The following is a 24360-nucleotide window of genomic DNA, read 5'->3' as shown; positions in this document are numbered from 1 at the left end:
CATGTATGTATGCATACTATACCTTCCTTATTGTACCATTCGCCTTCTATTAGGTACAACGATACAAAAAAATCTTTCCTTACCTCTCGCGAGGTTGGGGAAAGATCACTTCTAGTGCAAGTTACAGGGAATGTGCACCCTTCATCTGGGAAGCCAGTTCTGACATTTTTTTATTGTTCAAAAAACTTTCCATCTCTTCTTCCGCCTGCACCATCACCTGCTGGATCAAACAGCCTGCGTTATGATTCTGGGAACATTCGAACAGGGACGCCTGACCTTCAATCGCATGAATGATCTCCAGGAAAGAAGGGTCCGGATTTTTACGACTAAGTCGGTAACCACCATTGGCACCAGAAGTAGATTCAATCATGCCCGCCTTAACCAATTTGGTCAAAATTTTGGACAGGTAGGTTGGTGATACCTTCTGCAATTCTGCAAGTTGGTGTACACTAACCAGCTGCTCAGGAGCAGTGCTTACAAGATGAAGCATCGTATGCAAAGCATAATTTGTCGCTTTTGAATATTTCATGAGGGCACCTCATTATACACGGATTTAATTTATCCATAATAGACTTGATTGAGTTCTCTGTCAAACCACTACATTTCAAACACTGGCAACATCGAAAGGATACGGGTTAATTGTGATACAATCCGCGGTAATCCGTAGGTGTCATCCCCTCATGGGCCATGAACTGGCGGTTAAAATAACTGGCATTGGGATACCCCGCTTCCTCCGCAATCTGTCCAATGTTGGCCGCAGGCCGTTCCAGTAACCATTGCTTCGCCATCTGTAGTCGTGAACGAGTGATAAATTCCATAGGCGTCATCTCCACAGCACTCTTGAACATTTTGCAAAAGTAATACGAACTCACACCTGCGAGATCCGCCCAGTCCTGTAACAGGAAAGGTTGACAGGCCTCTTGCTGCATCTGTGGAAGAAGTGCAAGAACCCGACTCTCCGCCTTACTTGTGGTACGTGTACTCTTTAAAGGTACTGCATGCTGCACGAACTCCGCGAGTACGGCATAGGTCAATGTAGATAGCTGAGCCGGACGCAGCATCGTGTTCTGTTCCGCTTCAGTCAGCAAGGCCAGATGAGCCTCTTCCCAAGAGCTGCGTTGCCGCAGTGTCCATAATAGATTGCGATGTAACCCCCGCTCGATCATATAATCATGTAGACGTTCACCGTAAAAATGAACCCATCGTACATCCCACGGATCATCTTCACTACTATAATAATGCTGTCGCTGCTGCGGGAAATATAGAACCGCCTGACCTGCGCGAAGCTCATGCACCACCCCGTCCACTTCCACGTACCCTTTGCCCGCAGCGACGTAGTGAATATTAAAGTTGTTCAGTGCTCCTGCCTCCCGCAACACGGAATGCTGGACGTGGTCCATATAATGTCCAACGGACTCGGGATAACAAAAATATGGAATATCCTGCAGGGTAAGCAATACGGTTTGTCTCATCATAGCCGGTTCTCCTTGATCAACAATATTGTGTTAACTAACCTCAATATATTATCATTTTAATTCATTGATCTATTCTTTATAATCACAATATACATTCATACACAGGAGGATACAACACATGAATTCAGTTCAAAAATTGCGTTGGGGCATTCTTGGTAGCGCTAGCATTGCTGTGGAATCCGTCATTCCAGGCCTGCAGCAATCCGAGTTGAATGAAGTAACCGCGATTGCTAGTCGAGACGAAGATAAAGCCAAGCAAACGGCTGAACAACTTGGGATCGACAAGGCTTATGGCAGTTATGAAGCTTTGCTCGCTGATGATTCCATTGATGCCGTATATATCCCACTGCCGAATCATCTTCATCGGGAATGGACGATCCGGGCTGCTGAAGCAGGCAAACATATTTTGTGCGAAAAACCACTGGCTCTGACAGAGCAGGAAGCTCAGGAGATGGTTCAAGCTTGTGCAGATGCAGGTGTGCATCTCGCGGAAGCATTCATGTACCGCCATCATCCAAGATATGAGCAGATCAGGGATATCATTGCCAGTGGTGAGATCGGTGAGATCCGTGGTATTCACAGCACATTTTCATTTAATAACTCCAATGCATCCGGCAATGTCCGCTTTCGGAAAGAGTGGGGTGGCGGTGCACTGTATGATATCGGATGTTATTCCATCAGCGTAGCACGTCTGCTGCTTGGTCAAGAACCAAGTGCAGTTACCGTGATTGGCATGTTCTCCCCACAACATGATCAAGTCGATATGATGGCTTCCGGACTGCTGGAATTCGATAATCACGTTGGCGTGACGTTTGACAGCAGCATGTGGGCAGCCTTCCGCAACACGCTGGAGGTATTGGGATCCGACGGGATTATAGAAGTCCCTTCCGCATTTATCAGCGGACAGGACCGCAGTTCCAACTTCTATGTAACGGCTGGTGGTGAACGCAGAGAGATTGAAGTCCCGCAAGTGAACCACTACTCATTGCAGGGAGATGATATGGCACGTGCTGTACTTCAGGGCAAGGATCTGCGCTTCGCCCCTTCCGATGCAGTAGCTAATATGAAAGTACTGGAAGCTTGCCTTCGTTCAGCGGAAGAACGTACACGAATTACACTATAATTGAGAGGATGAACTGACTTATGGAATATATCGAAATTGCTGGTGCAGGTAAACGTGTCTCCAGATTGATTAAAGGAACCGATTATTTCGTGCATAATGCCTACGATAAAGCAGCTACGAACATGGATGCTTTTCTGTCGATTGGCGGTAACACCGTAGATACAGCACATATCTATTGTGGTGGACAGAGTGAAGAAGTCCTTGGTCGTTACATGAAAGAACGTGGTAACCGCGACCAGATCGTCATTCTCACCAAAGGCGCGCATCATGACCAGAATGGACCACGTGTGAACGCTGATGCCATCCGCAGTGACTTGATGGAAAGTCTGGAGCGTCTTCAGACAGATCACGTAGAGATGTATGCCCTGCACCGGGATGATCCCAATACCCCTGTCAGTGTCATTCTTGAAGCATTAAACGAACATATTGAATCCGGTAAAATCGGCGCAATTGGCGCCTCCAACTGGACTTGGCAGCGACTCGAGGAAGCCAATGCGTACGCTGCGGCAAACGGCTTGAAGGGCTTCACATTCAGCAGTCCAAATCTCAGTCTCGCCAAAGCAAACGAACCTTTCTGGGAAGGTTGTGTGTCAGCAGATGCAGAGACGCTGGCATGGCATGACCAAACCAAGCTGCCCTTGCTATCCTGGTCCTCTCAAGCGCGTGGTTTCTTCACTGGACGATTCACACCTGAAGTTCGGGATAACGAAGACCTGGTGCGTGTATTCTACAGTGATGGCAACTGGGAACGGTTGCGCCGGGCTGAACAATTGGCTAATTCGAAGAAAACATCACCTATTCAGATTGCACTCGCTTATGTATTGAATCAAACGTTCCCAACCTGTGCCCTGATCGGTGCCCAGAATCAGGCGGAGCTGCTGTCCTGTGACGAAGGTTCCCGCATCACGCTGACTCCTGCTGAAATAACATGGCTGGATCTGGGCAGTGATGTACCGGCTGGCATCTAAAGAAAGTTAATCATTATATCATTAATTTTAATGACTCTAAGGGGCTGATATTACGCGGTAGCGCATAATATCAGCCTTTTCTGTTATGCAAAAGCGATCCACTATTGTAAACCCTATTGCACAATTACCGTATCCCTGTTCACGTTCCCCCCCACTTGCCCGGGAACAAATAAAGAAGGACTTACCCCAGAACACTTCTCTGAAGATAAGTCCCTTATATCATAGATTAAGCCATATAGAATGTTAGAAATTGCACTGTCATTCGTATGGATTACAGTTTAACGATCTGACCTGTTTTCTCGGATTCGAATGCTGCCAAGATCACTTGCAGGGAACGCAACCCCTCTTCTCCGGAAATCGCTGGAGGGGTTTGAGTTACAATTGACTCTACAAATGCGTCAATTACACCACTCGGCACTTGTTTCTCGTTGGTAGCCATGGCACCAACTTTGTACGTCTCAACTGTGCCATTGGTCAGTTCAACGATAACTTCATCGCCTTCAACTGTTCCGATCTTCATGACACCATTCTCGCACCACAGAACAGTACTGTTGTCTCCAGCTCTGTATTGTGTCCAGCTCGCTACCAGCGTTCCGATCGCTCCGCTCTTCATGCGCAGCAAACAAGTTGCGTTATCGTCAACCTGAGTACCTTCCTTGTGCAGTGTGCTGATAAAACCAGCCACTTCAGATACTTCATCATTCAGCAAGTAACGGATAAAGTCTGATTTGTGCACGCCCAGGTCACCCATAGCGCCCATAATAGCTTCTTCTTTACGGAAGAACCAACTTTCAGCTCCGTCCACACTCCATCCTTCCGGACCTGGGTGACCGAATGATGTACGGAAATTCAGAACTTTTCCAAGTCTGCCGGAGTCGAGAATTTCTTTTGCTTTTACGTGAGGAGGCATCAAGCGCTGGTTGTGTCCAACCATCAGATACACGCCATTTTTCTTGGCAGCTTCGATCATTTGCTCGCCTTCTTCAGTGGATACTGCCATTGGTTTCTCAACCAATACATGCTTGCCTGCATTTGCAGCAGCAATCGCCATTGGGGCATGCAGATAGTTCGGTGTACACACACTAACGGCATCCACCGTTTCGTTTGCAAGCAATTCCTCGTAATTGGAATACGCTTTACCGCCGTAAGTCTCGGCCATCTTCTCCGCACGCTCCACAATCGGATCGGCAAAAGCGACAAGTTCTACGTTCTCATTGGCAGCGTACTCTGGAATATGTCTGCGCTCGGCAATGGCTCCACAGCCGAATACAGCAACTTTAATTTTACTCATGTACATAAGTCTCCTTTGACAAATAGATTAGCATTTTTCATGGTTCGATGGCCCATTAGAATTGGTTCAGGTAGTTTTCTTTCAACCAGTTGTAGCTGTTGGATACGCTCTCAAGCGGAGGGTTCTGACATACGTCTTGTTCCACGATCAGCCATTCTACACCTGCATTCGTAGCGCCTTCAATAACAGCTGGCAGGTCAACCGAACCTTGTCCCAATTCCAGTGTTTTCATCTGGCCCTGTTCGTCTTTGCTGAAGTCCTTCAGATGAAGCAGCGGCAAGCGACCCGCATATTTATTAATATACTCGATCGGATTTTGTCCCGCAAATTGTACCCAACATACGTCCATTTCCACTTTTACCGCTTCCGGTGATGTTTGAGCGAACATGGCATCAAAGGCATTGGCATCGCCAACCTGGCCGTGGAATTCAAAGTCATGGTTATGGTATCCGAAGATCAATCCTTGTTTCGCTGCTTCAGCTCCATATTGTTGTAACTCAGCGAATAGCTTGGTCCAACCTTCTGCATTCTCAGGACGATCTTCTGGCATCAGGTAAGGGCAAATGATATATTGTGCACCAATTGTTTTCAGGTAATCGATTTGTTTTTGCAAGTCTTCGCGCATCGCATGTAGTGAAACGTGGCTGCTGAATCCTTTCAGTCCAAGTTCATCTAGTAGCGCTTTCATTTCCTCAGCTGGAATATCACCATATCCGGCAAACTCCACACCTTCATATCCAAGGGCCGCTACCTTACGCAACGTACCACGAAAATCTGCTGCAGTTTCATCACGGAGTGTAAACAATTGCAAACCAATATTAAGTTTTTTCATGTAGGATACACCTCTGTTCTCAAATTTGCTTTCATTGCTCTATCTGGTATCATCCTAACGCAAAACAGGCTAGAATGAACATATACAATATAGTCAGAACATGAACTATCTGATCAAATTTTATTTCCATCATTTTGCATCTATTGAATGTAGCCCATTTGAATGCATGCAGGATGTACATATTGGGGGATTTTATCTTTGGATACGTTAGAGACATCTGTACTGATCTGTGACTACTCATACCACTATAAGGCGTTCACACATAATATGAAGGGCGAGTTGCAAACCTATCTGTTCCGTTTGCAGACCGAAGGCTCGTGCAAAGTGTATGTACAGGATAAAGAATTCAGGATGACTAGCGGGGATTTACTGCTGCTCAAACCTGGCGATGACTATCATCTTGTGGTCGATGAACCACATAAGGAAGGACGCTTGTCCAGCGGAGATTATTATCTGTTCTGCGAGGGCAGCTGGATCGAGAACTGGTGGAAACGGCAGCATCGATCTACCGTGAGCCGAATTGGACTTGATGATAAACTCATCAGCCTGTGGAGAAATATGTTACTTGAGAAACGTCGCGGACCTCTTGAGGAAAATGCGGAGCTAAAGGATGCGTTACTGCGCGGATTATGTCTGTATATCGACCGGGCAATTAAAGAAAATATTCAGACCGATCGGGCAGTGTCCTCTGCGCTGAAGTTAAAACGGTTTATAGAGGAGCATGCCACGTTTACGTTCAAGCTTGAGGAAGCGGCACGTTATGCAGGGCTCAGTCTGTCACGTGCAGTCCGTTTATTCAAGGAGCACTACAATCAGACCATGATTCAATATGCGATTGAGATCCGTCTGAATGCAGCGCTGGAACGAATGAAATACAGTGAAATGACACTGGAGCATATTGCCGAATCCTGCGGTTTTGCGAGCTACTCCTATTTCCACCGGGTATTCCGGGCGCACTTCGGTGTGTCTCCGGCGGAGTATCTCAAATCCAGACAGCATGAGCCTATCGATGATCTGGAGCATGTATGATATTCAGCATCAGAAACCCGTGACCTTAAAGAGGTTCATGGGTTATTTTGATACGGTAAACTGTAATCAGCTTTTAGTGCGAATAGAAGTCAGACCATTTTTATAAGAATGAAGTTCAATTCAATATTTTTTTATGTGACTCCCACAGAACAAGACTGTACAATTATAGAGACAGTCATTTTACAAATTCATACATATATATTCGATTAACATCTATCATACTGGAGCGATACATATGTTAAACCACCAGCGCAAAGTCCTCATCATCGAGGATGAATCAGATATTTCGCGCATTCTGCGAGATTATTTAACCAAAAATCAATATGAAGTCGCCGTGGCAGCCACTGGACAAGATGGACTTCAGATTATGGAGCTTATTCAACCAGACTACATCATTCTGGATATTATGCTTCCGGACATGGACGGGATCGAGGTCTGTCGAGAGATCAGAAGGCGCAACAATATCCCCATCCTCATTCTAAGTGCCAGAGGCAGTGATACCGATAAGGTACTTGGTCTTGGTTTTGGAGCAGACGATTATATGACCAAGCCCTTCTCGCTGAGCGAACTGTTAGCACGAATTAATGCCCACTTCAGGCGTTATGACAGCATGACATTCGTTGGAGACAGAACAGATCTGCTGCATCTTGGAAACCTTGTGATTGATAAAAAAGCCTATAAAGTTACATTAAACGGATCGGAAGTTTCTCTGTCTGCCAAGGAATTCGAATTACTTCATTATCTGGCAAGCCATAAGAATCAGGTGTTCTCCAAAGCCCAGTTGCTTGACGCCATCTGGGGATATGCAACCTACGGCGATGAAAATACCGTAACCGTATACATTCGCAGACTGCGTGAAAAAATCGAGGCAGATGCCTCGCATCCGACCGTTCTGAAGACGGTATGGGGTGTCGGTTACAAATTCAATTACGAATAAGTGAGATTGGAGGCTCCCACATGTCATTGAACAGCTGGTCCAAACGCTGGTTGTTAACAACACTTGGCCTTCTCATTATTATCGTTTCAAGTATCCTTGCACTGTCGATGATGCTGTTACAAGATCGAAATTCAGGCGAATCCAATCTGTCCCTGAATCAGGTTCGACTCAAGGTCAATCCGATCTTACTCGCTTTGGAGCAAAATCATCAGCATCTTAATGAACAAAATATTCGTGAAGACATACGTTCCACCGCCAGAGAGACCGGAGTTCCGCTTACCTATCTAAACTTGGATGGAAAAGTCATTCTGTCCTCCGACCCCACCTCTGAAGGAACGCAAGTTAATCTGCGTACAGCTCTTCATTATGATCTGCATCATGCCACGCAGGCCGCGGACGGTAACGATACGCTTGATATTGCGTTTCCCGTGATGGACGGACCGATGGGAAGTCAGATCGGCAATGCCATCTTTTCCATCCCCCAAGCCATGGTTACGGTTCATCAATCGATGACTTTTCCGGTTATATTGATTAGCGCACTCATGCTCCTGTCACTGATTCTGAGCTTATTTCTATTCTGGATGAAACGAAAACTGGACAAACACCTGCTCTCTCCCATCCATCAATTGAAGCAACATGCGGAATCCATGCTTAAAGGCAATTATGAAGAAAAAATTCAGTACAACCGGAACGATGAATTGCTCGAAGTATATGCCATGTTTGATCTAATGCGCACGGAGATTAAACATATGAGCGAGCAGCGTATTCAGCAGGAACAAGCACAAAAAGAACTCATCACCAATATATCTCATGACATTAAAACACCAATTACCACGATAAAAGCATACATAGAAGCTATTGAGGAAGGACTATGCAACGATCAGGAGACGCTGATGGAATATATGGGAGTCATGCGGACCCATACGGATAAAACGGCCCGCCTTGTGGAGGATCTGCTGGTTCATGCACTTCAGGAATTGGGGCAAATTTCGGTGGAAACCCGTGAGATGTACAGTGGGCCTATACTGGAGTCGATGTTGAAACCTATTGAACATGTTGTCCTAACAAAGGGGCTTATCTATAAAGGACCCAACTTCATCCCCAATGTGTTAATCGCTATCGACCCCACTCGAATTGAACAGGTGATCTCCAATCTTGCCGCCAATGCCCTCAAGCATACAGCTCCAGGAGACACGATACGTATAGATATGGAACTGGAATCCGGACACTTGAAAGTGACGATTGCCGATTCGGGTCAGGGAATACGTGTACAGGACATGCCGTTTGTTTTCCAGCGTTACTTCAGAGGCCAGACGAGTCATGCAGAACAACATGTTCAGGAAGGTACAGGGCTGGGTCTCTCCATCTGCCAAAGCATTATTGAAGCACACGGAGGTCATATTTCCTTTACTAGTAAAGAAGGGCAAGGTACTACCTTCCGGTTCTATCTGCCGATCTGCTGAGCCCACACTCCACAGCTGTAATACTTTATTCATAATTTGATAAGGCTTCCTCAACATCCCTCCTCTAGAATGAACCCTATACTGCACTCGGGAGTGATTCGACTTGTCCAAAAAAGTGATTATCCGTGCACAGAATCTGTGCAAAACGTACAACAGCGGAAGTGAACAATATCATGCCATCCGTAATGTTGATCTCGACATCTATGAAGGAGAATTCACGGTCATCATGGGTAACTCTGGCTCTGGCAAATCAACCCTCTTATATCTGCTAAGCGGACTGGACCAGATCACAGCAGGTGAGGTCTATTTTCGCGACCAGCGGATTGACGCTTACAGTGAACGAGAAATGTCTAACTTCCGCACCCGCCGGATCGGTTATATCTATCAGAGCATCAATCTGGTCCCAGACCTTTCCATCAAAGAGAACATTGCTTTACCGGGATATATTGCAGGAAACAAAACGAAGGATATCCAATCCCGCGCTGCTGAGCTGATGAATGCCATGGATATCGATGAACAGCGTAACCGCCTACCCTCCCAAACTTCCGGAGGACAGCAGCAGCGAGCTGCCATTGCACGGGCTTTGATCAATTCACCGGATATCATTTTTGCGGATGAACCGACCGGAAGCCTGAACATGGAACACGGCACAGCTGTTCTCGATATCCTTACGGACCTCAACCGGAAAGGACAGTCCGTTGTTATGGTGACGCATGATATCAAGGCCGCCTGTCGGGCAGATCGCCTGATCTACATTTTGGACGGCAAGATTGGCGGAATCCTTGAGTTTGACACCTATGACGAACATCAAATTCAGGATCGTGAAGCGATTATCTTCGCTTTGGTTACGGGGAAGGAATAACGATGGCTGTCATGTTTAAACTTAGCTTGTCGTATCTGAGTAGGAACAAAATACAAAATGCGTTGATTGCGCTGCTCCTGCTACTCTCGACACTTCTTGTATCTACAGCTATTGTCATTCTGGCGAACACAGGCAATCAGTTTTATGAAATGCATACCCGAACCCATGGATCTCATCAGATCCTGACGTTTGAAAAAGGGCTCAATGACCCTGACGCTGTGCACAACTGGTGGGCTTCTCAGGATGGAGCTCAGGTGTCCCCTTTGCTAACGTATCGTACATTGTCAGGCATCATTTTGAATGAAACTCACATCCCTAACATCTACCTGTACATGTTTAATACGCCTCCGCCGCCATGGGGTGTGGATGAACTAATTTTCTCAAGCGGGACGCCCAACACAGTTCCCGAACAAGGCTCCGTCTGGATTCCAACGTCCATGGCAAATACCTATCATATTTCGGTAGGTGATACCATTGGCTTCAAAACCGGCTCAAGTACGCTGAATCTGAATGTATCGGGCATTGTAATCGATGTACCATACGGGGCACCATTCTCCAATACAGCACGGGTCTGGATGAATCCTACCGATTATCAACATGATCTCGCTACACTTGCTGGCAACGAGAATCGTATGATGGGCATCCATTTTAACGATTACAGCATGAATTCGGTGTATTGGGAACGATACAATCGTGAGACAGGTATTCCGTTTCTAGAATCCAAAATGGAGTTCGAGGCCATTGCCTCTTTTTATCTGATCATCAATCAGGTTATTGGATTTATCATGATATTCATGGGTGTTGTCATGCTCTCTATCGCCATGATGACCATCGGGTTTACGATTGCGGATGCCATCCTGGCCAATTACAGAACGATAGGAATCCTCAAATCACTAGGTCTGACTTCCCGAAAAACGATAGGCACCTATGTTATTCAATATGCATTGTTATCCATCATAGCCATTATCCCCGGACTTGCACTCAGTATATGGATATCCAAATGGATCATTAATATTTCTGTATCCTCTCTTCGAGTGGGGAATCAGAACCTTCCAGTCCAAGGATTGGATGCGGCCATACTGGCCGGCGTACTACTATTTGCTCTAGTGATTCTGTTCACTGTGTTATATGCCAAAAAGGCACGCAACATACAGCCCGTGCAGGCTATTCGTTATGGTATGTCGGAGATAGATCACAGCCGGATGGCTGGCAAAATGAATTCGCCATTGGCGCACTGGATCGGGTTCACACGACTGCCTGTGACCGCCGTGCTTGGATTCCGACATGTGTTCAAAAACACCAAAAGCTCTGTTCTAACACTCCTGCTAACCACCATGGCTTCCTCCGTACTTGTTCTGGGTTATGTTCTGCTGACCAGTATAACCGGAATTGAACAGACAGCAGCTAAATGGGGGTATGACAATGCCAATATCGCAGCAGTAGTCGTGAACAAAGGTAACTTTCCAAAGATTGAATTGAAACAAACGTTAGAAGAGGATTCAAGGATTAACAATGCAGGCTGGCAAGGGAACACAACGGGTGTAATTAGCCTGGAGTCTTCGGCAACAGTGAAGGGCCAATCCATCAGTCTCAACTTGAGTGTACTGGACGGGAGTTATCAGGAACTTGGGTTCGAAACGTTAAAAGGGGTTAACCCACAACATGCGAATGAAATTGCCATTGGTGTAAGTGTAGCCAAAACATCAAATAAAGATCTCGGTGATCTTATCGATATCTATATTGAAGGAGAAAAGCGTACCTTCCTCATTACAGGCATCTATCAGGCGATCGCCAACATGTCTGTCTCAGGCAGAATCACCATTGATGCCATGAGAAGTGTGAACCCGGGTTATAGTGAATTCGATGTTATCTTCATCAATGTGAACGATACGGCACAAGCGGATAAGGTTGCCTCGGAATTAAATGAGCAATTTAAAGATTTTGCTTCGGTAGTTACTCAGAAGACATTGCTTGATTCGGTTTACGCGGAAGCTGCTAACATCCTGATCTACCCGATGAGCCTGATTGGATTGCTGTTTATCATTGTGACATTCATCATTATTTTCAGTACCTGTAGAATCAATATCCGTAAAGAAAGCAGAACGTACGGGATATACAAATCGCTGGGAATGACATCTCGCCAAATCCGGTTGTCGCTCACCATGGGAATGTTCATACTGTCCTCCGTGGGAGCCATACTGGGTATTTTCGTCGGCGTATATCTGCTGCCTCTTCTACTCGAAATGGTCCTTTCCGGTTATGGTATCGTACAACTTCCACTGATCCTGCATTGGGGTGGAATGGTACTGTTCACCTGTCTAAGCATCATTGCAGCCAGTCTTGGCTCATGGTTCTCTTCGCAAATCATTCGGGAAGCATCCCCACGTATGCTGGTTATCGAATAATGTAATAAGGATGCCTTAACACAATAAAACAAGCCCTTCCATACCTCTATAGGAGGTGGAAGGGCTTGTTTTATTCATATGAACTATTTCCGCCACTTCTTCGCAAGTGCACCAATCTGATGTGGCGTAGTACGGCAACAGCCACCAATAATTTTTGCGCCCGCAGCAACCCACTGCTCCGAAGCATCACTCATACTGCCACATGTACCCTGTCCGCTCCACGTCTTCGTTGCTGCATCATATACTTCTCCCGAGTTCGGATACACAATAACAGGTTTATCGCTGGTACGGCTCAAAATACCCACTGCTTCCGTCACCACTTCCATGGGAGCACAATTCAGGCCAATCGCTGCAATCTGCGGCTCGGAGCCAAACGTCTGTGCACATACCTCAAGCAGTGTGCCCTCACTGATGCTTGTCCCGTCTTTTAAAGAAAAAGATAACCAAGCATACGCATGAGGGAACTCCTTCAGTACATCAACCAGCACCTGTGCTTCCTGCAGGGAAGGAATCGTCTCAAACGCCAGAATATCAGCACCCGCTTCAATCAGCGCCGCCATACGTGGACGGTGAAATGCGGCAAGCGTCTCATCCGACACGCCGTAATGTCCCACATACTCTGAACCATCCGCCAGATAGGCGCCGTACGGTCCAACGGACCCGGCAATAATTGGACGTGGACGAAGACTGTCTTCTTCGCGATCCCCTGTACGATCTGTTATATGCTCCTCATTCTCCACGGTCTCGGAACGTACCGAAGGAACTCCTATAAGCCGACCTGTCGAGCTTTCTCTCCCTACTAAACCGTCCTGCACTTCTGCCCACACGTCATCTCTCGCCTGTGCAGCCAGTTCCACCGTCTTGCGGATCAGCTCCAGTGCTGCCTGTTCATCAATCCCTCTCTTGCGGAAACCATCCACCGTCGCCTGATAACTGGATGTAATCGCACAGTCGGCTCCTGCTCGAAAATAATCTGCATGGACCTGAACAATAACATCCGGATTCTCAAGCAACACACGAGCAGACCATAGTGGATCATCGAGATCACATCCATGCTGTTCAAGTTCCGTTGCCAGCGCTCCATCCAGAATCATGACCGGATGTTCACGCAGGATCTGTTCTATGGGGTTAGTCTGTTGTGCTTGCGTCATGTACTTGTCCTCTTTTCTTATTCACACGTTCTGTCAGATAATAAGCAGCGTAACATACTGCGATAAACGGAACCCCACAATACAGCGCAATTCGCTGTGTCGGGTCAAAGGCAATACCTATGCATGAAGCTAGGCATAATATAAATGAAACAATTGGTACCACCGGATACAGTGGTGTGCGGTAGACCAGATCTTTGACCGCATGTCCTTCCCGGATATATTGTCTGCGGAACATGTATTGGGAGGCACTGATGCTCATCCATACCGCAACGACAGCCAGACCTGAGATGGAGACCAGAGTAATATACACGGTACCTGGTGCAATGATGCTGGACAGCAAAGCTAGTGCACCACCCACCATACTGATCAGAAGTGCATTCAGCGGTACCCCGCGTTTGGTCAGTTTGGCAAACCACGGAGAGATTGTTTTTTTATCAGCCAGAGACCAGAGCATCCGTGAAGATGCATATAGGCCCGAATTGGCAGCAGAGAGAATCGCCGTTAGAATAACAAAGTTCATAATGTCTGCTGCATAGGGTACTCCCACCCGCTCCATTACCGCTACAAACGGACTTTCCAGTACACTGGCATCCGACATGGGCAGCAAGGCCGACAAGATAACAATCGTTCCGATGAAGAAAATAACCAAACGCCACAGCGTTGTATGAATAGCCTTTGGTATCGTCTTTTCCGGATTCTCCGTCTCACCGGCGGCAATGCCGATTAACTCGGTGCCTGAGAAGGCAAAGTTTACAGCAAGCATAGTCATCAATATCGCTGTAGCCCCATGAGGGAACCACCCGGATGCAGTAATATTTGATAGAAATGGAGCCGGTTCAGAATCCGCCATGGGAATGATACCAAACATGGCTGCGCCACCGATAATAATGAAGATTACGATAGTCACTACTTTTACAGATGAGAACCAGAACTCGGATTCCGCAAATAATTTCACTGTTAAAGCGTTGAACAGAAAGATCATCAGTGCAAAGAGCGCACTCCATATCCATACGTTGACCGATGGGAACCAGCGCTGCATCAGCAATCCGGCGGCTGTGAATTCGGAGCCAAGCGCAACAGTCCAGGTTAACCAGTATAACCAAGCCACCGTGTAGCCTGTTGCCGGTCCGATATATTTGGCTGCATAACTATGAAATGCTCCCGTCTCTGGCATATGAACAGACAGTTCACCAAGACAGAGCATCACCAGATATACAACAATGGCTCCGATCAGATAGGACAGAATGGTTCCCAGTGGTCCCGCTTGCTGAATGGTGTACCCTGAGCTGAGGAATAATCCCGTTCCAATGACTCCTCCTAGAGAGAGCATGACCACATGCCGTGCCTGCATTTTCCGCTGAAAATGCCCTTTGTCGTTGTTGTTCTCCATACCTGCTGCTCCCCTACTTCTTCATCCAGAAAAAACAAAAAAGACCCACTCTGCCTAAAGAGTGCGCCGTTACTGACAAATAAAAACAAACGCTCCTATCTATCAGGCTTTCACCCGCTGGAATTAGCACAGTATCCTTCAGATCTGTTGCTGAGGTTTCTAAGGGCCAGTCCCTCCACCTCTCTGGATAAGAAAATGATTTTTTATAAATATAGCGATCTATCATGAATGTGTCAACATTTAAATAATAAATGGCACACCTCGCTATTCGGTGGAAGACCCCGGATTGGTGATGGTGGTCTTTACCTCATACGTGATCGGCACGGTGCTAAAAATTTTATCCCAATCGTCTTTGACTTTTTTCCATGTTTTGGGTTCTTTGATACGCAAGCTATCCCGAAAATCCGCAACATCTACTTTATAGGTATGCTGAAGTTTGTATAACACCTGTCGAATCTGTTGTTCGGCCAGTTCAGCAAATTCTTTTTCCAATTCTCTGAGATAAGCACCTTTTTCCTCTTCCTCGGGAGCACGCCAATCCTCCATCAACCAACCTTCGGATTCAGTCTTCACATGGAATGAAATATCATCGCCAACCACTTTTGGAATTATTTTTGTTTTTTTCTTTTTCATTTCATATACCACGGTGAATCCCGCTTTATTGTATGTCTTCAAGATGCCTCCTTTTTCTTTAGGTCTGATCCACGATAGCCCTTCTAGATCCGTTTGGCTGAGTTCCCCGATGAATTTGGTCGTTTTCCCATCAAAGATACTGGCACCGGAGAATTTGTCCTCTCCATTGGAGTTCAGTACATTTTGGAGCAAGAAGCTGGAACCAGATTGCATTTGTGCATCTAATTTGGAGAGTAGAACGGGGTCCAGGATTTTATTGGACAAGTACGAATTACCGGTAATGCCTGTCAGATAAAATGCTGGAATCCGGGAAGGATCATCTGAAGTCAGTACATCAACAGCGCGATGATGGCTAATCAACACCAGACAGTTAGGGCGAATATCGTTATCCCGAAGTACAAAATCCAGCAGCTGATCCAGACCATACTTTTTGGCAATATCCTTGGACACAACGATGACCTTCAGATGATGTCCGATGAGCGGGTGATCTCGCCTCAGTGCAAACTGACGAAAGATTTGCAGCAAGGAATCTCCGGTAAGCTGTTCATTGGAATAGGACGTTTTACCAGAAGAAGGCGAACCGGATTGTTGGCTCTTTTGACTGCTGGAATTACCGGGAGCAATCTGTACCGTGGCCGTCAAATTGTTCTGCTTGGAATACGCTCCTCCCTGATTAGCGATGTCTTTCTCAAATTCCGTCTCTTTGCCGATATCGATCCCAAGACCGACGTAGACACTTAGATCCTCTATCTCCCGACTGCTCCAACATCCGGATATCGTTAAGAGAATGCATAATACAGTGGCTAAGCGTAACAACATACGGAATGTAATCATGCATGCTTGCCTCCTTTTTTGCGAATCAGACTTAACAACAGTAGTACCAGAGGTAAAATGCCAAACAAAAATACGGACACATTGCCCAGCATATCTCCTAGTTTGAAGGTATCATCCACGGTTTTGGGCATCATTGCTGTCAGATAAATGAACGGAAGCAGGCCGTACATGATGCCTTTGATTTTTTTGGAACGAAACAAGTCACGAATACCCACCGAAGCGCAGTAATGTGTAATAGCTGTAGTCGAAAAGATTTGCATAATCCAGATGACCAGCAATAAGGATTCAAAACGCTCGAATATCAGACCCTGAATTTCGAAGCTCCTTACCAAATCCAACGTTGGCCAGGTTCGAGTTTTGATGCCATCGAGCGATAAACTGCCTATAACCATCACGACCGTGATCAAGTAGATAATAGTGGATATGAGTATCCCCCAGGTCATCGCTTTATTGCTCTTTTTCGGATTTTTCATATAGGCAGTCATGATTAACATCACCTCATAGCCTGTATAAGATAATAGTGAAGGCTTCAACCCATGGAAAACGGGCATAAGCCCATCACCGAGCACGGGTCTCAAATTGCCTATCTCGAATAGCTGATTACTAAGCAAAATTTCAATCACAAATATAATAATCGTAATCGGAAGGATGATCTCAAACACGCGTACGATAACGCCAAGCCCGCCTGAGATCATATATACACCGATCCACATGAAGACCATCACAATTGCCCAGGTGGGGGTGCGTTCGAGTAGATACATCCCGGTTACTTCAGCCATAACTCTGATTTCGAATGCGGCAATCACTATGAAATACATAATCATAGACAATCCCAGTATGTAAGCAATCCAGCTGCCCGTAATCTCACGAGTGAACTGGAAGACGGTTTTCTCCGGAAATCTGCGACACAGTGTAACCAGAATTATTCCGACACCTATGATAATGAATCCAGATAGGATAATGGAAATCCAGACATCCGGTGTTCCGACAGCTTTGCTAGTCGTTCGAGGCAACGTCAATATCCCGGCACCAAGCATGTAATTGACAATAATTACAACGGCCTGTGTCGTGGTTAGCTTTCCTTGGGAGCCATTCACTTTAGTTCACCTCCAGACCTTCAGTAGATGGAATTCCATTTATTTTTTCCGATCATCATCTATCGGATTAGTCATCTTGGGACGCATTCTCATCATATTTAGCGGTGCACGGATAACAAAATCCTTCCATTCATTCATGTGATAAGGTACCGCTGGTGCAACATAAGGTACGCCAAAGCTTGAGAGTCGTGCCAGATGTGTACACACAAGCAGAAAGAACATAACCACGCCAAACAATCCAAGTACGGCTGCGCTGAACATAGCGGCAAATCGCAGAATTCTTAGCGTTAATCCCGCACTATAGACCGGAATCGTAAAGGAAGAGATGGCTGTTACCGCAACGACAATGACCAGGAATTGGCTTATTATTCCCGCTTGCACCGCTGCTTGGCCAATAATCAGACCTCCTACGATACCCATCGCTGGCGCAATTGGTTTAGGCAGCCGTATCCCTGCCTCCCTCAGAATCTCAATCGAAAGTTCCATGATCAGTACTTCAATGATCGAAGGAAATGGCACGCCTGTCCGCGTTTCAATAATCGTCAATACCAGCTTCGTTGGAATAAGACCCGGATGGAACGAAATAAACGAGATATAGAGCGCAGGAGCAAGCAATGCCAGCATCGCGGCCATAAAACGTAGCACTCGCAAAAATGTTCCGGGAATCCAGCGTTCATAATAGTCCTCGGGAGACTGAAGCAACATGCTAAAGGTCACTGGTACGATTAATACAAACGGCGTTCCATCCAACAAAATTGCCACTCGACCTTCCAGAAGGGCACCCATCACCCGGTCCGGTCTTTCCGTATTCAGTACCTGTTGAAAAGGACTCAGGGTACTGTCTTCGATGAGTTGTTCCACATAACCTGATTCCAACATCGAATCCATATCCATCTCTTCAATTCGCTTGCATACTTCAGCCACGAGATTGGGATCGGCAATATCCTGAATATAGGCTATCGCCAAATCTTTTTTGATCCGTGAACCCACTTCATACTTCTTAATAAACAGGCTCTGATCACTTCCATAACGACGCAAAATGCCTGTATTATCGCTTAATTGCTCTGTAAAACCAATACGTGGCCCACGAAGCAGCCCCTCTGACAGGGGTTCATTTACACCACGTGTTTTGATCTTATGAGCTCCAATTAATAAAGCACCCGGCAAACCATCAACCAGCAGTGCATTTTTCCCAAACAACACACCAACTGCGAGTTCTTGGAGGGACTTCGTCTCCTCAACCAGACTGACAGGAAGTAATTGATCTTGCAGATATGCCGACAGTAAGTGTGCGTTGTCTGGATGAAGGAAACCCTCCTGCTTAAGTAGAGGAACACCTTCGAACATCAACGGTGTAATCAAGTGATCATCAACTAAGTCCTGATCTACCAAGCCTTCGGTATAGATCACCGCAGCCCGTGTATTCGTTCCCCTAATAATAAATTCCCGAATATGCACGTCTGCATTGAGACCAAAGCTTTCTTTCACACTCGTCAGATTTATGCTGTACTTTTCGGTTAATTTAATATTGGCATAGTGGCCTGTTTCGGTCCCTTCACCCTGCCCTTTGGCTGCTGGCGAGATATCCTTCGAGGATACGGACGATTGCTTCGAGCGAGAGAAGCTTCCGCGCTTAATGGCAGCATTGATCCAGCGTGTGCTCAATGTAATACCAATTGGAATGATGAAGACCAAGAATGCCTGAATCCATATGGACCAATCCGGCACGTAGGATACAATTGTTGACCACATGTTCCCACCCCAACATTTCTCTGCATGACAAAGCTGCAGGTATTCCCAAGTATTGTGTCCCCGTTTGATCACAATAATTCCCGTTTTTTTGTGTACTAAACGACAAAAAAAAGCGGTTCCTGTATTAGGAACCACTATTTGCTCTATAATTATACGATTCTGGTCACATGCTCCGCTTTGGCATCCAACAAGTGAGCTGAAGCAGCAATTGCTGTAAAATCATTCAATGCGATCTCAATCTGCTTCTGGCTCTGCTCCACATATTCTTCTACTTTTTTGGTACCGCCTGTGATATTACCAATCTCCTTCGTTATTCCGGTAACGCTATCACGAATCTCATTAATCGAACTCTCCACCATTGCGGATAGTTTCTTAACTTCCTTGGCCACGATATCGAATCCTCGTCCAAATTCTCCTGCATGTGCAGCCTCAATGGCAGCATTCAACGCGAGCAGTTGCGTCTGAGACGAAATCTCGCGTATCGTTCGTACCACGCCCTGAATCGATCCGGCCTGTTCTTGCAAATGAGTCAGCGTTGCACGGTTAGTAGCCGACACCTCTGAGATATAGGAGATACTGGACATTAACTCCTGACTGCGTTCAATGCCTACATCTGCCTGCCCATTTAGTTCGTGAGACATCGTTTTCAGCTCATTCACTACGACCGAAATGTTGTTCTGACGGTTGGTAATGTTGGTGGCGATTTTGGAGACACCCAGTATCTTCTGATTCGTCTCATCGTACACCGGCATATACGTCGCCTCAAGCCATACGGAATTCCCCTTTGCATCCTTGCGTTCAACCTTGTCCTGGAAGCTGACCCCATTAAAGATGCTATTCCAAAAAGCATCATAGTCCGGGGTATTTGCAAATTGACCGAAGCATAGTTGCTGATGCTTCATGCCATACATCTCATCTACCGTATATCCCATCGTCTGGGCAAAGACTTCATTCACGTAGGTTACCCGGCGATCCAGATCGAATCGAATGATAGCAAGACTTTTCTCCATCGCCTTGATGACCATTGCATCGGTGACAACATCTTTCTTTTCCATATCTAATATAGACACTTGATAACCCCCACAGTTCATTCCATAATAGACAGCTTTAACTAGCAAAAAACGATCATAACAACATATGTATCCATCAGCTTCTAGATGGCTCTACTATTGATACCCGATTTACAGCATTTTGGATCACCTGTTGTTATTTATTTTTTCAAAAGAAAATCTGCTCCACCTCATCCGCTGACAATGGCTTGCTGTAGTAGTATCCCTGCACTTTATTGCAAACCTGTTCAGTCAAAATATATAGTTGTTCCTTCGTTTCAATGTTTCTTCAATATCCTGGATAAAAGGCTTCCATCAACATACTTTCGGAGCATGTTCATCGTCCAGAAAAGAGACGTTATTAACTATCTTATCCGTAAAATATCTCTGTATCTACTTGTACGTATCGTAACATAAGGCAAAGAGGTATACACTTCAGTATTTGTAACGTATTTGTAACATAATTTCTGTTTTTTTAGTAACCGTTTAGCCCCTATATACAAGAAAAACAGAACGATTTGTCGTGCATCGTCCTGTTTCTTATCCAGTCTCATCTTTATTATTTTTTTCGTGGTGTCCAGCGCTTCGCTTCACTGTGATTCGGATACTGAATGCCCGCAGGATAGGAGATCAGCTCGATCAGCATCCCCCAAGGTGTCCTTCCATACACAAACTGATTGCCTTCTCCGCCTTCAATATAACCGGTCAACGCCCCAGGCTCTGTTAGCAACACCCCGCCCGCTTCCTTGAAGTGTCGTGCAGCTTCTTGCATATCGTCCACGTACAACGCCATATGCTGCAATCCGTAATCCGATGCCCTAACTGGCTCTGATTGCGCTGTATTCGCGTACTGAAATAACTCTATACTGGCACTCTCCCCGAGCGATAACATCCGAATATGAATAACCTTTGCTCCTGAACGCAGTCCTAATTTACGCTCTGCCTCAGGTCCTTCCTGTGGGGGATCATCCGGCGTTATATGGTCATAGGCAAGTTGAGCTCCAAACGCCTGTTGTAGAAATAGTGTCGCCTGCTCCATATCCGGTACAGTTATTCCAATATGGTCGATTCCTCTCGTAATCATGTTATCCCTTCTTTCCTTTATCCATTGAACTTGCTTGTACACAGCGACATCCGTACCTATATGATTTACACGAAAAGAGGTCCGCTATAACCATCGAGCTGTCTCACTTATCCTGATGGTTGTGCAAACAACCTTGATAGAAACCCAAGAAAGAAGAGCACATGATATCCATGGCTCTTCTTTCTTTGATGTTTTTAAGTTAGTTACAGGTTTACATACCGAGTGCTTAACCGGGGGCCTGAACTCATTTTAAAAATCGTGCACAGTTACACATAGCTGAATCGCAATGCCAAATGGGTCCCGTACAATGCCATAACCTGGGCTGAATTCATTTTGCTCGTAAGGTACCAGTACCTTCACGCCCTCATGATGCATCAGAGAATGATACAGTTGATCGATTGTATTTTTATCCTTGGATTGAATACATAGTGACGTGCTGTTCCCCAATTGCCATGCTCTCTCCGTATCCATTGCTTCTTCCGCAATCATGACTTTGTTGACCCCAATCTCCAGCACCGAATGTGTAATATACTCATCTTGACCGGCAGGGTACTCGAAACCTGGGTTCATTTCCTTCATCTCTTTATAACTTTTCTTAAATATCACCTTGGCGCCCAGAAACTCCTCATAAAAAGCAATGGCTGCCGCCGCATCCCCGTTCATCGACAAAAATGGTATCACTTCAAAATTCATTATATTGCCTCCTTGTTCCTATTGGATTACACTTATCACTATAACAACGAAAGGTGCCAATCCATGGCACCATTAAGAGGGTTTGATATGAAAAAATCAGAACGTATGAACCAGATGCTGCGCTTCATTAATCAAAAACAACAGTTCACTCTGCAAGATCTCATGCAGGAGTTCCAGATCTCCAAACGAACCGCGTTAAGAGATATCGCTTCATTGGAAGAGTTAGGTGCGCCCATCTATGTCGAATATGGACGCTACGGCGGATATCGTCTGCTGCAGCAGATGCAGCTGCCTCCCATTTCGTTTAATACGGGTGAGCTTCATGCCCTTTATTTTGCGATGCAGGCTCTCCGCAGCTTCTCCAGCTTACCCTTTCAAGTCTCTTTCCGTACCATTCATGAGAAATTTATGAGCGCGTTATCCGACAAGCAACGACAGGATATTGAGAACATCCAACACCGGGTTTACTTCCAACATACCGAGCAGATCCGCGACAGTGCACATTTGGAGTTTCTGTTGATGGCTGCTGTTCAGAATATAGTGATCCAGATTACGTACGCTAATCAGCGTAGATCCTCTGATCAAAGGCCATCTTCTGTAAACACCAATATCCGCACCATTCAACCCATCACGCTTTATGCCAGGAAAGGCTACTGGTATTGTCAGGCCTATGATCTGCATAAACAAGCTTATCGTGTATTCCGCTGCGACCGCATCATTTCAGCCGAAACAACAGAGATTGAACCTTTAACTCATGTAAAGGAACTCTATTCACAGGATGCCCAATCTCTATGGAAACCATCGGAACAAGCAATTCCATTCAAATGCCTGATTGATGAAGCCGGGATGGAGCTATTCCAGCAAGAACATTTCCCATCTATGCAGATCATCGAGAAGATGGGATACATGTATCTTGTCGGTTCGTATGAACCTCACGAGCTTGATTTCATAGTGAGATACCTTGCGGGCTATGGTAAATCGATTAAGATTATAGAGCCCGTCATCTTACAGAAAGCTTTAAGGCAGTACTATCTGGACTTGTTGGATCATGTATAAAAGTCATATTTCTATATCCATTTAACTTTAAATACCTTTTAGCTCCTGCTCATGATCAATAACTTTTGAGCTTTTTTTATTGCCAATAGCCAATTGAACGATAATCTGCAACACAATGATGATAGCCAAACCATAAAATGCTTGCACAAAGCTGCCTGTTAGATCGCGGAGCCAACCAATCGCCAGCGGCCCAAGTGCTCCAAGAATGTAGCCACCAGATTGAGTCATAGCCGACCAGCTGCTAGCTTCCTGAGCATTGTTTGTCTCATCAATTGGCAACATGAGTGCAATCGGGAACAGTCCACCTGCACCAATACCGAGCGGGATCGCCGCGAGCCACGGACTGACAGAGAGATTCAGCATCAGGACACCTGTTAACTCCAACATCGCACATCCAACAAGCCAGAAGACACGTTTTTGGTATCGGTGTACAAGCATGGGAATGAATAACGTTGAGGGCAGTGATATCAATGTAAATAACGTTTGGATGTTGCCAGCAGTCTCTTGGCTATATCCATGGCTTTGAATGGCTGGCGCAAGCCAGGCGGTTAATGAATAGAAGATCGCGGCCATCAGTCCGAAGAACAGTGTCAGCACCCATGCACGCCTGTTCTTCACCGGAAGTGTTGCATGAATGACAGACGAAGTTTGTCCGGATTGTCGCTCTGTACGCGCAGACCAAGCTAATTTTAACCAGATCGGCAAAGCAATGGCTGCAAGTAATGCCCATGTAGCCAAAGAACCTTTCCAAGATCCACCTAGCGTATGCTGGAGCGGAACCGATAATCCCACACTAATGCTGGCCCCCATCACCATCGCTGTAGAGTAGATGCCGACCATGGCTGCCACTCGGTTAGGGAAATACTGCTTAATGAAGCTGGACAACAGCGGCCCTGCCAATGCAATCCCTACACCTGACAGAAAAGAAGTGAACATCATCAACGGAGTTGCGCCTACGAACAATCGTAATCCCGTACCTATCCCAATAAGGATTAAAGCCAGCACAATGGCACCTTCGTTCCCCCACCTTCTACTTAGTCTTACAGAGAATGGAGCGAATATGCCCATACATAATACCGGTAGTGTAGTTAACAGACTGGCGGTCATGCCACTCAAACCCAGATCATTCTGTATGGTACTCATCAGAGGAGAAATGGAAGTAATCGGTGGTCTTAAGTTCAGTGAAGCAAGAATAAGCGCCAGTACAATATAAAAAAGTTTCATTATGGATCACCT

The 24360-nt window shown here is 45.9% G+C and carries 21 protein-coding genes and 1 riboswitch; of the genes, 8 read left to right on the top strand and 13 right to left on the bottom strand.

What is annotated here, in order from left to right; all coding sequences use genetic code 11:
• Positions 1-121: 121 nt before the first annotated feature.
• Both MHI14_RS03985 and MHI14_RS03980 read right to left on the bottom strand, forming a co-directional pair.
• On the bottom strand, positions 122-529 hold the full coding sequence (locus tag MHI14_RS03985) for an RrF2 family transcriptional regulator (protein WP_017692155.1): 408 nt from the start codon (positions 527-529) through the stop codon (positions 122-124).
• A gap of 106 nt (positions 530-635) precedes the next feature.
• Positions 636-1475 (bottom strand): AraC family transcriptional regulator, encoded by an 840-nt coding sequence (locus MHI14_RS03980; RefSeq protein WP_091038433.1) that lies wholly within the window; start codon positions 1473-1475, stop codon positions 636-638.
• A gap of 118 nt (positions 1476-1593) precedes the next feature.
• On the opposite strand from MHI14_RS03980, the gene MHI14_RS03975 reads away from it, so the two are divergent.
• Together MHI14_RS03975 and MHI14_RS03970 are read left to right on the top strand one after the other, a co-directional pair.
• Positions 1594-2598 (top strand): Gfo/Idh/MocA family protein, encoded by a 1005-nt coding sequence (locus tag MHI14_RS03975; protein ID WP_091038431.1) that lies wholly within the window; start codon positions 1594-1596, stop codon positions 2596-2598.
• Between the two features lie 20 nt (positions 2599-2618).
• Positions 2619-3566 carry an aldo/keto reductase gene (locus MHI14_RS03970; protein WP_091038430.1) on the top strand — a complete coding sequence of 316 codons (948 nt, stop codon included), beginning with the start codon at positions 2619-2621 and terminating at the stop codon, positions 3564-3566.
• Between the two features lie 271 nt (positions 3567-3837).
• Here the strand turns inward: MHI14_RS03970 and MHI14_RS03965 are convergent, their stop codons facing one another.
• Both MHI14_RS03965 and MHI14_RS03960 read right to left on the bottom strand, forming a co-directional pair.
• Positions 3838-4857, bottom strand: coding sequence for a Gfo/Idh/MocA family protein (locus MHI14_RS03965; protein ID WP_091038428.1), 1020 nt, complete (start codon positions 4855-4857; stop codon positions 3838-3840).
• A 55-nt stretch (positions 4858-4912) separates the two neighbouring features.
• Positions 4913-5689, bottom strand: coding sequence for a sugar phosphate isomerase/epimerase family protein (locus tag MHI14_RS03960; protein ID WP_036606781.1), 777 nt, complete (start codon positions 5687-5689; stop codon positions 4913-4915).
• Between the two features lie 198 nt (positions 5690-5887).
• On the opposite strand from MHI14_RS03960, the gene MHI14_RS03955 reads away from it, so the two are divergent.
• From MHI14_RS03955 to MHI14_RS03935, 5 genes are all read left to right on the top strand, one after another.
• A complete protein-coding gene (locus MHI14_RS03955; RefSeq protein ID WP_240768314.1) occupies positions 5888-6718 on the top strand; it encodes a helix-turn-helix domain-containing protein in 831 nt (276 codons plus the stop codon).
• Between the two features lie 235 nt (positions 6719-6953).
• Complete coding sequence (locus MHI14_RS03950) at positions 6954-7655, top strand: response regulator transcription factor (protein WP_133387203.1); 702 nt, start codon at positions 6954-6956, stop codon at positions 7653-7655.
• A gap of 20 nt (positions 7656-7675) precedes the next feature.
• On the top strand, positions 7676-9118 hold the full coding sequence (locus MHI14_RS03945; protein ID WP_341129909.1) for a sensor histidine kinase: 1443 nt from the start codon (positions 7676-7678) through the stop codon (positions 9116-9118).
• 103 nt (positions 9119-9221) lie between these two features.
• Entirely contained in the window at positions 9222-9980 is a 759-nt protein-coding gene (locus tag MHI14_RS03940) for an ABC transporter ATP-binding protein (RefSeq protein WP_091038421.1), read from the top strand.
• Between the two features lie 2 nt (positions 9981-9982).
• Complete coding sequence (locus MHI14_RS03935) at positions 9983-12385, top strand: ABC transporter permease (protein ID WP_091038420.1); 2403 nt, start codon at positions 9983-9985, stop codon at positions 12383-12385.
• Positions 12386-12468: 83 nt separating this feature from the next.
• Here MHI14_RS03935 and mmuM read toward each other — a convergent pair whose 3' ends face one another.
• The 8 genes from mmuM to MHI14_RS03895 form a co-directional block, all read right to left on the bottom strand.
• Entirely contained in the window at positions 12469-13536 is a 1068-nt protein-coding gene (gene mmuM, locus MHI14_RS03930) for a homocysteine S-methyltransferase (protein WP_445670327.1), read from the bottom strand.
• The gene (gene mmuP, locus MHI14_RS03925) at positions 13514-14926 is read right to left on the bottom strand and encodes an S-methylmethionine permease (RefSeq protein WP_091038417.1); all 1413 of its coding nucleotides are present in this window, start codon (positions 14924-14926) and stop codon (positions 13514-13516) included. The genes mmuM and mmuP overlap by 23 nt, the downstream gene beginning before the upstream one ends.
• 92 nt (positions 14927-15018) lie before the next feature.
• Positions 15019-15120, bottom strand: a riboswitch (SAM riboswitch).
• Positions 15121-15190: 70 nt separating this feature from the next.
• Entirely contained in the window at positions 15191-16393 is a 1203-nt protein-coding gene (locus tag MHI14_RS03920; RefSeq protein WP_091038415.1) for a Ger(x)C family spore germination protein, read from the bottom strand.
• Positions 16390-17490: a spore germination protein gene (locus MHI14_RS03915; RefSeq protein ID WP_133387205.1), complete on the bottom strand. Its 1101-nt coding sequence runs from the start codon at positions 17488-17490 to the stop codon at positions 16390-16392. The genes MHI14_RS03920 and MHI14_RS03915 overlap by 4 nt, the downstream gene beginning before the upstream one ends.
• A gap of 39 nt (positions 17491-17529) precedes the next feature.
• Positions 17530-19242, bottom strand: coding sequence for a spore germination protein (locus tag MHI14_RS03910; RefSeq protein WP_091038413.1), 1713 nt, complete (start codon positions 19240-19242; stop codon positions 17530-17532).
• A gap of 149 nt (positions 19243-19391) precedes the next feature.
• Positions 19392-20297: a methyl-accepting chemotaxis protein gene (locus MHI14_RS03905; RefSeq protein ID WP_176873120.1), complete on the bottom strand. Its 906-nt coding sequence runs from the start codon at positions 20295-20297 to the stop codon at positions 19392-19394.
• Between the two features lie 553 nt (positions 20298-20850).
• Positions 20851-21375 carry a VOC family protein gene (locus tag MHI14_RS03900; RefSeq protein ID WP_206105822.1) on the bottom strand — a complete coding sequence of 175 codons (525 nt, stop codon included), beginning with the start codon at positions 21373-21375 and terminating at the stop codon, positions 20851-20853.
• A 249-nt stretch (positions 21376-21624) separates the two neighbouring features.
• The gene (locus MHI14_RS03895) at positions 21625-22068 is read right to left on the bottom strand and encodes a VOC family protein (protein WP_091038410.1); all 444 of its coding nucleotides are present in this window, start codon (positions 22066-22068) and stop codon (positions 21625-21627) included.
• 87 nt (positions 22069-22155) lie between these two features.
• Here MHI14_RS03895 and MHI14_RS03890 point away from each other — a divergent pair, with 87 nt between their 5' ends.
• Entirely contained in the window at positions 22156-23124 is a 969-nt protein-coding gene (locus MHI14_RS03890; RefSeq protein ID WP_341129908.1) for a helix-turn-helix transcriptional regulator, read from the top strand.
• Positions 23125-23151: 27 nt separating this feature from the next.
• Here MHI14_RS03890 and MHI14_RS03885 read toward each other — a convergent pair whose 3' ends face one another.
• Positions 23152-24348 carry an MFS transporter gene (locus tag MHI14_RS03885; RefSeq protein ID WP_341129907.1) on the bottom strand — a complete coding sequence of 399 codons (1197 nt, stop codon included), beginning with the start codon at positions 24346-24348 and terminating at the stop codon, positions 23152-23154.
• Positions 24349-24360: the final 12 nt, after the last annotated feature.

Source organism: Paenibacillus sp. FSL K6-2393 (assembly GCF_038002545.1).
In the GTDB taxonomy this organism is placed as follows: Bacteria; Bacillota; Bacilli; order Paenibacillales; family Paenibacillaceae; genus Paenibacillus.
The sequence above is the reverse complement of the archived record's forward strand: the minus strand, read 5'-3'. Positions and strand labels throughout refer to the sequence as shown.